Origin of the sequence: Bartonella capreoli (genome assembly GCF_902813205.1) — a bacterium.
Taxonomy (GTDB): Bacteria; Pseudomonadota; Alphaproteobacteria; order Rhizobiales; family Rhizobiaceae; genus Bartonella; species Bartonella schoenbuchensis.
This window is the reverse complement of sequence record NZ_CADDZX010000238.1, coordinates 1-439: the sequence shown is the minus strand read 5'-3', so window position 1 is coordinate 439 and position 439 is coordinate 1. Positions and strand designations below refer to the sequence as shown.

The 439-nt window shown below is 42.8% G+C and carries 1 pseudogene; it reads right to left on the bottom strand.

Annotated elements, in window-relative coordinates:
* Positions 1-439 (bottom strand): annotated as a pseudogene (locus J7R05_RS08235) (hypothetical protein); the annotation flags it as partial.

Genomic DNA, 439 nt, shown 5'->3' with positions numbered 1-439 from the left:
TGGTAGCGCTTAATTTTTCCTCTTCAAGCTCGGGTTCTTTCATAAGCCAATGGGCAATTCGACGATACAGAGCCGCATAAGGGCCTCCACCCTCGAAACCTCGTGCCCAAAGCCAACTTTGGTCGGAAAGCAACATACCTACACGTCCTTTACCAAAATGGGAAAGAAGTAAAAGAGGTTGTTCATCGGCTCCTTTCATGAGAGCAGTGCCTTTATATATGTTTTGAATGGCAATTTGTCGGAGCCATTGTCCCCATTGAGAGGTTGGATAAGTAGGTGTTGTAAGACCTCTTGTAACAGGATGACGTTCACCTTCTTTGGTTAATTGGGGGCGAAATGGTTTTTGAATAACAACACCATTAGGTAGTGCGGGTAGGATACTTATTAGAGGTGTTTTTGCAAGTGAGTTTTGTTGAGTAAATTCCAAACATATATAAAG